11 protein-coding genes and 1 tRNA gene are annotated in these 13,676 nt (G+C 69.6%); 11 read left to right on the top strand and 1 reads right to left on the bottom strand.

Annotation, left to right across the window (positions count from 1 at the left end):
* The first annotated feature begins 29 nt into the window (after positions 1–29).
* From ACIPY8_RS16815 to ACIPY8_RS16785, 7 genes are read left to right on the top strand one after another with little or no spacing between them, the layout of a single operon-like run.
* A complete protein-coding gene (locus tag ACIPY8_RS16815; RefSeq protein ID WP_400820631.1) occupies positions 30–506 on the top strand; it encodes a GtrA family protein in 477 nt (158 codons plus the stop codon).
* Positions 503–1,972 carry a glycosyltransferase gene (locus tag ACIPY8_RS16810; protein WP_400820629.1) on the top strand — a complete coding sequence of 490 codons (1,470 nt, stop codon included), beginning with the start codon at positions 503–505 and terminating at the stop codon, positions 1,970–1,972. Before ACIPY8_RS16815 ends, ACIPY8_RS16810 begins: the two co-directional genes overlap by 4 nt.
* Positions 1,969–3,981, top strand: coding sequence for an ArnT family glycosyltransferase (locus ACIPY8_RS16805; protein ID WP_400820627.1), 2,013 nt, complete (start codon positions 1,969–1,971; stop codon positions 3,979–3,981). The genes ACIPY8_RS16810 and ACIPY8_RS16805 overlap by 4 nt, the downstream gene beginning before the upstream one ends.
* A gap of 32 nt (positions 3,982–4,013) precedes the next feature.
* Positions 4,014–4,850: a DUF4397 domain-containing protein gene (locus ACIPY8_RS16800; RefSeq protein WP_400820625.1), complete on the top strand. Its 837-nt coding sequence runs from the start codon at positions 4,014–4,016 to the stop codon at positions 4,848–4,850.
* Entirely contained in the window at positions 4,850–6,007 is a 1,158-nt protein-coding gene (locus tag ACIPY8_RS16795) for a glycosyl hydrolase family 8 (RefSeq protein WP_400820623.1), read from the top strand. Before ACIPY8_RS16800 ends, ACIPY8_RS16795 begins: the two co-directional genes overlap by 1 nt.
* Complete coding sequence (locus ACIPY8_RS16790) at positions 6,004–6,624, top strand: class F sortase (protein WP_400820620.1); 621 nt, start codon at positions 6,004–6,006, stop codon at positions 6,622–6,624. The genes ACIPY8_RS16795 and ACIPY8_RS16790 overlap by 4 nt, the downstream gene beginning before the upstream one ends.
* 19 nt (positions 6,625–6,643) lie before the next feature.
* A complete protein-coding gene (locus ACIPY8_RS16785; protein ID WP_400820618.1) occupies positions 6,644–7,435 on the top strand; it encodes a polyprenol monophosphomannose synthase in 792 nt (263 codons plus the stop codon).
* Positions 7,436–7,454: 19 nt separating this feature from the next.
* Here ACIPY8_RS16785 and ACIPY8_RS16780 read toward each other — a convergent pair.
* Positions 7,455–7,527 (bottom strand) — tRNA-Val (locus ACIPY8_RS16780).
* 153 nt (positions 7,528–7,680) lie between these two features.
* On the opposite strand from ACIPY8_RS16780, the gene aceE reads away from it, so the two are divergent.
* From aceE to ACIPY8_RS16760, 4 genes are all read left to right on the top strand, one after another.
* Complete coding sequence (aceE, locus tag ACIPY8_RS16775) at positions 7,681–10,407, top strand: pyruvate dehydrogenase (acetyl-transferring), homodimeric type (RefSeq protein ID WP_400820616.1); 2,727 nt, start codon at positions 7,681–7,683, stop codon at positions 10,405–10,407.
* A gap of 31 nt (positions 10,408–10,438) precedes the next feature.
* The gene (locus ACIPY8_RS16770; RefSeq protein WP_400820613.1) at positions 10,439–11,635 is read left to right on the top strand and encodes a PucR family transcriptional regulator; all 1,197 of its coding nucleotides are present in this window, start codon (positions 10,439–10,441) and stop codon (positions 11,633–11,635) included.
* A 103-nt stretch (positions 11,636–11,738) separates the two neighbouring features.
* Positions 11,739–12,659 (top strand): ACP S-malonyltransferase, encoded by a 921-nt coding sequence (locus ACIPY8_RS16765; RefSeq protein ID WP_400820611.1) that lies wholly within the window; start codon positions 11,739–11,741, stop codon positions 12,657–12,659.
* Positions 12,656–13,657 (top strand): beta-ketoacyl-ACP synthase III, encoded by a 1,002-nt coding sequence (locus ACIPY8_RS16760; RefSeq protein ID WP_400820610.1) that lies wholly within the window; start codon positions 12,656–12,658, stop codon positions 13,655–13,657. Before ACIPY8_RS16765 ends, ACIPY8_RS16760 begins: the two co-directional genes overlap by 4 nt.
* Positions 13,658–13,676 lie beyond the last annotated feature (19 nt).

Below are 13,676 nucleotides of genomic sequence, written 5' to 3'. Positions count from 1 at the left end.
GACCGGGATGTTGCGTCCGAACCCCCTGCATGACGCTTTCCCCCTCCGCGCCATTCGCCTCACTGTCCCGCATCGCCTCCGCGGTGCGGGCAGCCGTCCCGCAGCTCGCCGCCTTCGGCGGCGTCGGACTGATCGCCTTCGTCGTCGACGTGGGCGGCTACAACCTGCTCCGAGCCACCGTGATGCCCGATCAGGTGATCTGGGCGAAGGTGGTCTCGGTCGCTGTCGCCACCGGTGTCGCGTGGCTCGGTCACCGTTACGTGACCTTCCGCTCGACGCGTCGTCCCGCCGTCGCGAAGGAACTGCTGCTGTTCCTGCTCGCGAACGGAGGCGGCCTCCTCATCGCCTCGGGATGCCTCTTCGTCTCGCACTACGTGCTCGGCTTCACCTCCGCGATCGCCGACAACATCGCAGGCAATGTGATCGGCCTCGTACTCGGCACCCTCTTCCGGTACTTCACGTACCGATTCCTCGTCTTCCGTATGCCGCAGGAGGCAACGTCGTGATCCTCTCCCCCTTCTTCGCCGCACGCTCGTTCGAGTCCGATCCGGCTCCGGGCCCGCTGCTGACCCCCGCTCCCGGTCAGGCACCGGCGCCCGACGGCACCCCCAACCGCGAGGTGCTCGACCCCGGTGTCGTCGACTCCGCCCAGACGGCTGCCGGAATCGACTGGGCGGCGGTCGCCGGATACTCCGGACTGATCGCAGTCGCCCTCACCCTGACGTTGATCGCCGTGACGACGCTGTGGTGGATGCTGTACGCCTGGCGATCCAAGAGCACGTACGACAGCACGGCCTTCTCCAAGGAGCCGCTCGCGCCCCGTCACACCTTCACCCTGCTCGTCCCCGGGCGGCATGAGGAAGAGGTGATGGGTCAGACCCTCGACGCGCTCGCCGCACAGACCCATCCGGACGTGCAGATCATCGCGATCGTGGGCGACGACGACCCGGGGACCACCGCGGTCGTTCGGGCGGCAGCCGACCGGCATCCCGACCGGATCGAGGTCGTCGTCGACGACAGCGTGCCGAAGAACAAGCCGAAGGCCCTCAACCGTGCGCTCGCCTTCGCGGGCGGCGACGTCGTCGGCGTGTTCGACGCCGAGGACGAGGTCCACCCCGACCTGCTCCGCCACATCGACTCGCGATTCAGCGAGACCGGCGCGACCGTCGTGCAGGGCGGGGTACAGCTCATGAACTTCCGGACCACCTGGTGGTCGTTGCGCAACGTGCTCGAGTACTACTTCTGGTTCCGGTCGCGCCTGCATTTCCACGCCGGCGCGAAGTTCATCCCGCTCGGCGGGAACACGGTGTTCGTGAAGCGCGAGGCGCTCGAGCGGAACGACGGATGGGACGCCGAGTGCCTCGCGGAGGACTGCGAACTCGGCGTCCGACTCTCCAGTCAGGGCGAGGAGGTCGCGGTCGCCTACAGCCCGGAGTACGTCACGAAGGAGGAGACCCCCGGCACGCTGAAGTCCTTCTACAAACAGCGCACGCGCTGGAACCAGGGCTTCCTGCAGGTGCTCCGCAAGGGCGAATGGCGCTCCCTCCCCACCCGGGGACAGCGCCTGTTCGCGCGGTACATGCTCGCGATGCCGTTCCTGCAGGCGGCCACGGGACTGCTGATCCCGCTGTCGGTCTTCCTGATCCTCGTCGTCAAGGTCCCGACGGCGGTCGCGCTGCTGACCTTCATCCCTCTCGCACCCACGATCGTGACCGTCGCCGTCGAGATCGCCGGGCTCGGGGAGTTCGGTCGACTGTACCGACAGAGAGTGAGGGTGATCGACTACGTCCGCCTCGTCCTGGGGACCATCCCGTTCCAGGTTCTGCTCGCCGGTGCCGCGATCCGCGCCGTCCACCGCGAGCTCCGCGGCGAACGCGGCTGGGAGAAGACCGAGCACACCGGAGCTCATCGCGAGGAGTCGCCGTTCATCGACGTCCGTGGGAACCGCATCGCAGAGGAGGCCGCAGCATGACGACCACGCTGGAACGCCCCGACTCCGTCGACGTCGGAGAGAGCGATCAGAGTCCGACGACGCGCCGCAGGCCGATGGGCGTATTCGGCGAGGCGACCCGTCGCACCGGGCAGTGGTTCCGCGACCACGCGCGCGCACTCGTCTGGCTCGTCCCCGTGCTCCTCGTCAGCGCGGTCGTGAACTTCCTCAACGTCGGCGGATCGCCGCAGCGTATCGACGACGAGGGGACGTACACAGCCCAGGCGTGGGCCGTCACCCACCTGGGCGAGCTCGCCCACTACACGTACTGGTACGACCATCCCCCGCTCGGCTGGCTCCAGATCGCCGGGTACACGCAGCTCACCGGAGCGTTCGCGCGCTGGGACATCGCTGTTCTCGCCGGCCGGGAGGCCGTGCTGGTGGCGTCCCTGATCGCGGTCGTGCTGCTGTGGATGCTGGCGCGTCGCCTGGGCATGTCGCGTCCCGCCGCGGCGATCACAGGACTCGTCTTCGCGCTCTCCCCGCTCGCTCTCCAGTTCCATCGCACCGTCTACCTCGACAACGTCGCAGTGCCGTGGCTGCTCTTGGCGTTCTTCCTGGCGACGAACCGTCGCGGTCAGCTCGCCGCGTTCGCGGGGTCGGCCGTCGCGTTCGGCATCTCCGTGCTCACCAAGGAGACCTTCCTGCTGGCGCTCCCGATCCTGATCTGGGTCATGGTCCGCTCGGCACGACGCGAGACACGTCGCTACACGCTGTCCGTCGCCGCGAGCGTCCTGGGCCTCATCGGAGGCAGCTATCTGCTCCTCGCGGCGGTCAAGGGTGAGCTGTTCAGCGGCGCAGGCCGAGTCAGTCTGATGGACGGTGTGACGTTCCAGCTGGGTTCCCGCGAGGGCAGCGGATCGATTCTCGACCCGGATTCTCTGATCAACCGCACGCTCGGCATGTGGTGGCAGCTCGATCCGGTGTTCATCGTGCTGAGCCTGCTCGCCGCCGTCGCCGCCGTGTTCATCCCGCGCTTCCGTCCCTACGCCGTGCTGCTGCTCGCGATGACCGCGTTCATGTTCCGCCCCGGCGGGTACCTGCCCGTGCCCTACGTCATCATGCTGATCCCGTTCGGCGCGCTCCTGATCGCCGGTGTGACGGACCTGGCCGTCGCGCGGATCAGGCGCAAGGGCGCGTCGCACCGGCGCCTCGCGATCGGTGCGGTCGCCGTGACGGCCGTCGTCGCCGTGGTCGCTGTCCCTCTGTGGACGACGCAATTGCGTGGCTTCATCCTCGCCGACCTCGACGCCCCGCTGCGCGGCGCGCAGGAGTGGCTCGAGGACAACGCCTCGACCGACCAGCGCGTGATCGTCGACGACGCCATGTGGGTCGACCTGGTGAAGGCCGGATGGGATCGTGACAACGTCGTCTGGTACTACAAGCTCGACACCGACCCCGCCGTGCAGGCCCTGTCGCCGAACGGCTGGCGCGACGCGGACTACGTAGTCACCACGGATTCGATGCGCACGTTCCCGGGTGCCTTCCCCCAGGTGCAGGAGGCGATCGACAACTCCGTCGTCGTCGCGTCCTTCGGCTCGGGAACCCAGGCCGTCGAAGTGCGTCGCGTGACGATCGACGGCGCGGAGCAGGCCGCGATCACCGCCGACGACGCCGAGGAGACCCGCGCGTCGCTGGGCGCAGAGCTCGCCACGAACCCCGAGGTGGCGGTCAGCGACGCCGATCGTGACCGTCTGGTCGCAGGTCAGGTGGATGCCCGCATCATCGCGATCCTCGCGACCCTCGCCGGATCCGGCTCCGTCACGGTATCGGGCTTCCCGGTCGTCCCGGGTGAGGACGGGATGTCGTTCCGGCAGCTCGCTCTCTCGGCCATCGGCGGCACTCCGACCATCGTCGACGGTGGCCTCAGCGACGAGGCTCAGGCCTTCGTCGACTCCCTGACCGATGCCTATGCACCCTCGCGGGTCGAGATCGACGGGGACGACCTCGTCCTCCGCTACTCGGTCTCCTTGCAGCCCACGCTGCCCTGACCCCGGCACCACCCCCCTGAAAGGAGCACATCATGAACACCTCACGATTCCCGCACCTGAAAGCAGTACTGGCGACCGGCGCGACCGCGCTTCTCGTCACCGTCGCGGCCCCACTCTCGGCCGCCGCCGCCCCGAGCAGCTCGACCGCCGCGCCCGCAGCCGTGAACGAGCAGGCGGGCTGGTTGCGCCTCGGGCACCTCTCTCCGGACACGAAGTCCGTCGACGTACGCGTCTCGGCCGTGAGCGGCGGATCGACGCTGTTCGAACTGAACGGCGTCGGCTACGGCGACGTCTCGCCCTACGAGGAGCTCCCGGCGGGGACGTACACCGTCAGCATGGTGCCGGCCGGCGCCTCCGGATCCAGCGTGCCCGTCATCTCCGAGACGGTGACCGTCGACGCGGGCACAGCCACGACCGTCGCCGCCTACGGCCCGACCGCCGATCTGCAGGTGCGTTCGTTCGACGACGACCTCACCGAACCCGCCGCGGGTTCCGCGCGGATCCGCCTCATCCAGGCGTCCACGCTGACTCCCGAGGTCGATGTCACGACCGCTCAGGGCGACGCGATCGCCCGCGACGCGAAGGCGGGCTCGGCGACCGGATACGCCGAGATCCCGGCGGGCGACTGGTCGCTCGACCTCGAGGGCGAGGGCGTGTCCGACACGGCCGACGTCTCGGTCGCGCCGGGCAGCGTCACGACGCTCTTCGTGCTCGACACAGCGAATGGCGGGCTGACGATCCTGCCGATCCTCGACAGCGCGTCCGTCGGCGATGTGCCGGACGGCGGCGTCGACACCGGCGGCGGCTTCCTCGCCGCCGCAGACGACACACCGGCGGCGCCGGCCAAGCTCCTGGGAGGGATCCTCTGATGCGCCGCGCCGCACTGCTCGGGATCGCAGCGGGAGCGGTCGTGGTGACCGCGGGAGCAGCCGTCCTGGCCGTCGGAGCACTCTCGTCCGACCACGGTCCGCCCGAAACGGCTCCGGACACGACCTCGACCCCGCTTCCCGCCTCGGACGCCGAGGCGCCGAAGCTCGACGCCGCGGAGCTCGCGACCTCGTTCCTCGACGACTGGGTCGACGACGGGCGAGTCGTACGCCACGACGAGGGAGGCGACACCGTGAGCGAAGGACAGGCGTACGGGCTCTTCGCCGCCGTGATCGCAGACGACGAGAAGCGGTTCGACGAGATCTGGACGTGGACCGAGGACGAATTGGTGCGCTCCGACGGGCTGATGGCGTGGCGGTGGGAGGACGGCAAGGTCGTCGACGACGAGCCTGCGTCCGACGCCGACCTCGACGCCGCGCGGGCGCTCGTCCTCGCCGGGGACCGCTTCGGACGCGACGACCTGCGTCAGGCGGGCGTGGACCTCGCGACCGTGATCGCGGATCGTATGACCGTCGTCACCGAGCGCGGACGCATCCTGTTGCCGGGGCTCTGGGCTGCGGACCGCGAGCCGTACGCCTACAACCCCAGCTACGCGTCACCCGTCGCCTACGAGATCCTCGGCGGGGCGACCGGTGACCCGCGCTGGGCGGAGCTGCAGGCGGGAAGCGCCGCCGTGACCACCGAGATCCTCGGCGCCACCGACCTCCCACCGGACTGGGCCCAGATCCACAGCGACGGTCTGATCGAGCCGATGCCCGGTCCGCTCGGCGAAGGCGACCCCGTGCAGTACGCGTTCGACGCACCGCGGCTGATGCTCCGGTACGCCGAGTCATGCACCCCGAGCGATGTCTCGCTCGCCGCGATGCCCTTGGAGACGTTGGATCGCGAGAAGGAGCTCTCCTCGCGTCTCGACCTCGGTGGAGGCCCGCTGGTGTCGGAGCAGTCGGCATTCGGATACACCGCACGTGCGGCATCCGCGCAGGCGGCCGGCGACGACGACGCAGCGACCGCAGACCTCGAGCGCGCCGCGCAGCTTTCGGCCGAGTACCCGACGTACTACGGCGCCGCATGGGTGATGCTCTCGACCGCGATGCTCACGGACGACACCCTGGGCGGCTGCGGGACGAGCGCGTCATGAGCGCCCGGATCGGCGCCGCACGCGCGCTGGGGGCGGGGGGAGCGCTGACTGTCGCCCTGCTCCTGGCCGCGTGCGGTTCCGGTGCCGCCTCCTCACCGATCGTGACGGCCGCGCCCGACGGCTTCTCGGCCGGAGGACTCCAGGACCCGAGCGCGTCGACGGCTCCGGCGACGGAGGCGGTCCCGACTCGCGTGCAGATACCGGCGATCGGAGTCGACTCCGCGCTCGAGGACCTCGCGCTCGGCGCCGACGGACGCCTCGGCGCACCCGTCGACTACGACCTCGCGGGCTGGTACGCGGGCGGAGTCGTGCCCGGCGAGGTGGGTCCCGCGATCATCGCCGGACACGTCGACTCCCCCACCGCGCCCGCTGTCTTCGCCGCGATCGGCACCCTGGCGGCAGGTGACGAGATCGTCGTCACTCTGTCCGACGGGTCGGCGGCCACGTTCGTGGTGAGCGGGACCGCGCAGTCCGCGAAGGCGGAGTTCCCCACCGCATCCGTCTACAGCAACGTCCCGACCCCTGAGCTGCGGCTGATCACCTGCGGCGGCGTGTTCGACTCCTCCACCGGCCACTACCTCGACAACCTCATCGTCTTCGCGGAACTCCGCGCCTGACCCCTCGAAAGGACACACCGTGAACGAGACGCTCGTCATCATCCCCACGTACAACGAGATCGAGAACCTCGAGTCGATCGTGGGGCGGGTGCTGGCCTCGGTCGACGCCGACATCCTCGTCGTCGACGACTCCTCGCCCGACGGCACGGGCCGGCTCGCCGACGACCTCGCTGCGCGGCATCCCGAGGTCCATGTGCTCCATCGGGAGGAGAAGAACGGGCTCGGCGGCGCGTATCTGGCCGGGTTCGCCTGGGGATTGGAGCGGGACTACTGGGCCCTCGTCGAGATGGACGCCGACGGCTCGCACCGCCCGGAGGAGCTGCCCCGCCTCGTCGAGCAGCTGATCGACCACGACCTGGTCCTCGGCTCCCGCTGGGTGCCCGGCGGCACGGTCGTGAACTGGTCCCGCCACCGCGAGATCCTGAGCCGCGGCGGGAACCTGTACGCCCGACTGGCGCTAGGGATCGACGTGCGCGACTCCACCGGCGGATACCGCGTGTTCAGCGCTGCCGCGCTGCGACGGATCGACCTGCTCCACGTCGCGTCCCAGGGCTACTGCTTCCAGGTCGACCTGCTCTGGCGCGCTCTCGAGCGCGGGCTGCGTGTCGTCGAGGTGCCGATCACGTTCGTGGAGCGCGAGCACGGCGAATCGAAGATGAGCGGCGCGATCGTGACCGAGTCCCTGTCGCTCGTGACCTGGTGGGGTCTGCGTCGCCGCCTGTCGGCGATCGCGCTGTTCCTCCGGCACGGACAGCGGCTGCGGTCGGTGCGCGCGCTCTCGCATCGGATGCTGCCGCCGGTGCGCCCCTGAGCCTCTCCACGACTCACGGTGGGCCCTGCCGGGATCGAACCGACGACATCCACGGTGTAAACGTGGCGCTCTACCAGCTGAGCTAAAGGCCCTGGTGGGTTCAGTCTACAGACGACCCGATGCGCACCCATGTCGTGGAAGAGGGATAGGCTGAGGGGGGCACGCGTTGTGCACAGCCGACAAGGCTGCCCGCGTCGCTTCCCGTTTCCTTGGCATGACCTGCCAGCATGACGAAAGGCTCCCCCGTGACTGTGCACGACCAGGATCCGTACTCCCAGGGCAACCTCGACAGCGATCCGGAAGAGACGGGCGAGTGGCAGCAGTCGCTCGACGAGCTCGTCGAGGCGAAGGGGCATGGCCGCGGACGCGAGATCATGCTGAGCCTGCTCAAGCGCTCCAAGGAGCTGCACCTGAGCGTGCCGATGGTCCCGACCACGGACTACATCAACACGATCGCCGTCGAGAACGAGCCCGAGTTCCCCGGTGACGAGGAGATCGAGCGCCGCTACCGCGCCTGGATCCGCTGGAACGCGGCCGTCACGGTGCACCGCGCGCAGCGCCCCGGCATCGGCGTCGGCGGGCACATCTCCACCTACGCGTCCTCCGCGGCGCTGTACGAGGTCGGCTTCAACCACTTCTTCCGCGGTGCCGACAACCCCGGAGGCGCCGACCAGATCTTCATCCAGGGCCACGCCTCCCCCGGCATCTACGCCCGATCGTTCCTTGAGGGCCGTCTGACCGAGCAGCACCTCGACGGCTTCCGCCAGGAGCAGTCGCAGGCGCCCTTCGGCATCCCCTCGTACCCGCACCCGCGCCAGATGCAGGACTACTGGCAGTTCCCGACCGTGTCGATGGGTCTCGGCCCGATCAACGCGATCTACCAGGCCATGTCGAACAAGTACCTCGAGAACCGCGGCATCAAGGACACCTCGTCCTCGCAGGTGTGGGCGTTCCTCGGCGACGGCGAGATGGACGAGATCGAGAGCCGCGGCCAGCTGCAGGTCGCCGCGAACGAGGGCCTCGACAACCTCAACTTCGTGATCAACTGCAACCTGCAGCGCCTCGACGGCCCCGTCCGCGGCAACGGCAAGATCATCCAGGAGCTGGAGTCGTACTTCCGCGGCGCCGGCTGGAACGTCATCAAGGTCGTCTGGGGCCGCGAGTGGGACGACCTGCTCGCCCGTGACACCGAGGGCGCACTGCTCAACATCATGAACCAGACGCCGGACGGCGACTACCAGACGTACAAGGCCGAGTCCGGCGCGTACGTCCGCGAGCACTTCTTCGGCAAGGACGAGCGCGCCGCCGCCCTGGTCTCGGACTACACCGACGACCAGGTGTGGCACCTCAAGCGCGGCGGCCACGACTACCGCAAGGTCTACGCGGCCTTCAAGGCGGCGGCCGAGCACAAGGGGCAGCCGACGGTCATCCTGGCGAAGACGGTCAAGGGCTACGGCCTCGGCCCGCACTTCGAGGGACGCAACGCGACCCACCAGATGAAGAAGATGACGCTGGACAACCTCAAGACGTTCCGCGACACGATGCACATCCCGATCACGGACGCGCAGCTCGAGGAGAACCCGTACCTTCCCCCGTACTACAACCCGGGCCCCCAGGACGAGACGATCCAGTACATGCTCGAGCGCCGCAAGGCTCTCGGCGGCTTCCTGCCCGAGCGCCGCTCGACGCACGTCGGACTGTCGCTGCCGGACGACGCGGCGTACGCGCTGCCCAAGAAGGGCTCCGGCACGCAGGAGATCGCCACGACCATGGCGTTCGTCCGCCTGCTCAAGGACCTGCTGCGCACGAAGGAGTTCGGCCACCGCATCGTGCCGATCATCCCGGACGAGGCGCGCACGTTCGGCATGGACGCGTACTTCCCGACCGCGAAGATCTACAACCCGAACGGCCAGCACTACACGTCGGTCGACCGCGAGCTGCTCCTGGCCTACAAGGAGAGCCCGCAGGGCCAGATCGTCCACGTCGGCATCAACGAGGCCGGCGCTCTCGCGGCTTTCACCGCGGCGGGCACCTCGTACGCCACGCACGGCGAGCCGCTGATCCCGATCTACATCTTCTACTCGATGTTCGGCTTCCAGCGCACCGGCGACGCCCAGTGGGCCGCCGGTGACCAGATGGCGCGCGGCTTCATCATCGGCGCGACCGCGGGCCGCACCACCCTCACGGGTGAGGGCCTGCAGCACGCCGACGGGCACTCGCACCTACTCGCGTCGACCAACCCGGCGACGATCTCCTACGACCCGGCCTACGGCTACGAGATCGCGCACATCGTGCGGTCCGGTCTCGAGCGGATGTACGGCGGGAAGCACGAGGACCCGAATGTCATGTACTACATGACGGTCTACAACGAGCCGCTCGTGCAGCCCGCCGAGCCCGAGGATGTGGACGTCGACGGCATCGTCCGCGGCATCCACCGCGTCTCGGTCGGCGACGGCGACGGCCCCCGTGCTCAGCTGTTCGCGTCGGGCGTGGGCCTGCCGTGGGCTCTCGAGGCGCAGGAGCTGCTCAAGAACGACTGGAACGTCTCGGCCGACGTCTGGTCGGTCACGTCCTGGACCGAGCTGCGCCGCGACGGCCTCGCGGCCGACGAGCACAACTTCCTGTACCCGGAGGAGGAGCCCCAGACGGCGTACCTCACCCAGAAGCTGCAGGGCGCCGAGGGTCCGGTCGTCGCGGTGAGCGACTTCATGCACGCCGTGCAGGACCAGATCCGTCCGTGGGTCCCGAACCGCTACGCCACGCTCGGTGCCGACGACTTCGGGTTCTCGGACACGCGCGCCGCCGCCCGCCGGTACTTCAAGATCGACGGTCCGTCGCTCGTCGTGCGCACGCTGCAGGCGCTCGCCGAGGAGGGCACCGTCGACCGGTCGCTGGCCGCGCGGGCCATCGAGAAGTACCGCCTCCACGATGTGAACGCGGGCACGAGCGGTAACGCGGGCGGCGAAAGCTGAGCCATCGGTGACAGCATCGTCTCCACGCGGAATGGACAAGGCCGCGACGCTCACCTGGCTGCGCCGGATCTCCGGTGACATCGCCTCGGTGACGATCAAGCGCCTGGAGGACACGCTCCCCTGGTACGCCGACATGCCACCGGCCCGCCGCTCTGCGGTCGGGCTGGTGGCTCAGGCCGGCATCACCTCGTTCATCCAGTGGTACGACGACCCGACCTCGACCCCGTGGATCGCGGCCGACATCTTCGCCGCGGCTCCCCGGGAGCTGCTTCGCAGCGTCAGCCTTCAGCAGACACTGCAGCTGATCCGCGTCACGGTCGAGGTCACCGAGGAGCGTGTCGCCGGGCGCGGCGAGGATCTCCGCGAGGCGATCCTCCTGTACTCGCGCGATCTCGCCTTCGCAGCCGCCGACGTGTACGCCCGGGCCGCCGAGGCCCGCGGTCTGTGGGATGCGCGACTCGAGGCGCTCGTGGTGGACTCGATCCTCACGGGCGAGGCCGACGAGGAGCTTCCCAGCCGCATCGCGGCGCTCGGCTGGCACGGACACGGAGAGGTCGCCGTCCTCGTGGGCACCACGCCCCCGCAGTTCGATGTCGACCTGGTGCGTCGCACGGCGCGCAAGCTCTCGATCGACGTGCTGATCGGCGTGCAGGGCTCGCGCCTCGTGCTGGTCATCGGCCGCGCCCGCGTGCCCGGGCAGGACGACGACGAGCCGGAGCTCGGCTTCGACGAGATCGCCGCGCGGCTCGAGCCGTCGTTCGGACCGGGGTACGTCGTGCTGGGTCCGGCTGTCGCCGCGCTCGTCGACGCGAGCCAGAGCGCGCGTGCAGCGCTCGCCGGTTTCGCGGTCGCCCGCGCCTGGCGCAGCGCTCCCCGCCCCGTCGACGCCGACGATCTGCTGCCCGAGCGCGCGCTGGCCGGCGACCCGCTCGCCAAGCAGACCCTGATCGAGCGCATCTACCGTCCCCTGCAGGCGCATTCGACGGACCTCGTCACGACGCTGTGGAGCTATCTCGACAACGGTCGGTCGCTCGAGGCGACCGCACGAGAGCTGTTCGTGCATCCGAACACGGTGCGGTATCGCCTCAAGCGCGTGAGCGAGGTCATCGGCTGGGACGCGACGGGGCCGCGCGAGGCGCTGATCCTGCAGACCGCGCTCATCCTCGGGTCGATCGGTGCGGCGGATCAGGTTCGACGGCGCGTTCCGACGCGTCGTCCGCCGCGCTGAACACACACGACACGCCGTATCTGTGCGTCACTCACAAGGGTTCTTCCGAAACTTGTGATGAATCATCCACCGCTTCCGCTCGATCGTTGGCAGACTTGGGGATGTGATTGTCGTCGTATGCCCAGGACAGGGCTCGCAGACCCCCGGTTTCCTCTCCCCCTGGCTCGAGCTGGACGGTGCGGCTGAGAGCATCGCCGCCTACTCGGACGCCGCGCAGGTCGATCTCCGCCAGCACGGCACCGAGTCGGATGCCGACACGATCCGCGACACGCGCATCGCGCAGCCGCTGATCGTGGCCGCGTCCCTCGTCGCCGCCACCGCGCTGGAGGCCCGTGCAGGGCGCCGCGCCGACGGCGTCGCCGGGCACTCGGTCGGCGAGATCGCCGCGCTCGTGAACAGCGGCGTGATCGATGCCGAGACGGGCATGCGTCTCGTCGGCATCCGCGGTCGCGCGATGGCGGATGCCGCTGCGCAGACCCCGACCGGCATGAGCGCGGTACTGGGAGGCGACGAGGAGACCCTGCTCACCCGACTCACCGAACTCGGGCTCTCCCCCGCGAACTTCAACGGCGGCGGCCAGATCGTCGTCGCCGGCGAGCTCGCCGGGCTCGACGCCCTCGCGAGCGAGCCCGTGAAGGGCACCCGCGTCGTACCGCTGCAGGTCGCCGGCGCCTTCCACACCTCGTACATGTCGTCCGCCGTCGACGCGCTGCGTGAGGCCGTGTCGGCCGTCACGCCCGCCGACCCGACGATCACGCTGTGGACCAACCGCGACGGTTCCGTCGTGTCCGACGGCTCGACCGCCCTGACGTACCTCGTGGACCAGGTCTCCTCGCCCGTGCGCTGGGACCTGTGCATGGCGTCGTTCGCCGACCAGGGCATCACGGGCCTGATCGAGCTGGCTCCGGCCGGCGCGCTGACCGGCCTCGCGAAGCGCGGTCTGCGCGGTGTCCCCACCGTCGCCGTGAAGACTCCCGACGATCTCGACGCGGCCGTCGCGCTGCTGAACGGAGAAGCAGCATGAGCGTCACCCTGACCCAGGTCTCGGGCCCCGCGTACACCCGCATCTACTCGTACGGTGCCGCACGCGGCGAGAACGCCGTGCCGAACGACGACCTCGTCGGGCCGATCGACTCGAGCGACGAGTGGATCCGTCAGCGCACCGGCATCGTGACCCGCACTCGCGCCGACAAGGGCACGGACGCGATCGACCTGGCCACCACGGCCGCGGCCGAGGCCATCGAGAAGTCAGGAGTCCCGGCGGATCAGGTCGACCTCGTGATCGTCGCTACGATCAGCAACCCCAAGCAGACGCCGTCCGTCTCGGCGATCGTCGCCGACCGCGTGGGTGCCAACCCCGCCGCCGCCTACGACATCAACGCCGCGTGCGCCGGTTACGCGTACGCGGTCACGCAGGCCGACGCGCTCATCCGGGCCGGCGCCGCACGCTACGCGCTCGTGATCGGCACGGAGAAGCTCTCCGACATCGTCGACCCGACCGACCGCAGCATCTCCTTCCTGCTGGGCGACGGCGCCGGCGCGGCGCTGATCGGCCCGAGCGACACCCCCGGGATCGCCCCGGCCGTGTGGGGCTCCGACGGGTCCAAGGCCGATGCCGTGGGCATGAACAGCACGCTCACCGAGTTCCGCGACGGCGAGGTGCCGTGGCCGACGCTGCGCCAGGAGGGCCAGACGGTCTTCCGCTGGGCCGTCTGGGAGATGGCGAAGGTCGCTCGCGAGGCGCTGGACAGGGCGGGCGTGGAGCCGGCCGACATCGCGGCGTTCATCCCGCATCAGGCCAACATGCGGATCATCGACGAGTTCGCCAAACAGCTCGGCCTGCCGGAGTCGACCGTGATCGCTCGAGACATCGAGACCACGGGCAACACCTCTGCCGCATCGATCCCGCTCGCGAGCCACCGTCTGATGGCCGAGAACCCCGAGCTCTCCGGGGGGCTGGCCCTGCAGATCGGCTTCGGCGCCGGGCTCGTCTTCGCCGCACAGGTCGTCGTCCTCCCCTGAGAACGCCCGGACTTTCCCT

This window comes from Microbacterium sp. NPDC089696 (genome assembly GCF_044749125.1).
In the GTDB taxonomy this organism is placed as follows: domain Bacteria; phylum Actinomycetota; class Actinomycetes; order Actinomycetales; family Microbacteriaceae; genus Microbacterium.
This window is presented reverse-complemented; position numbering and strand designations above follow the sequence as displayed.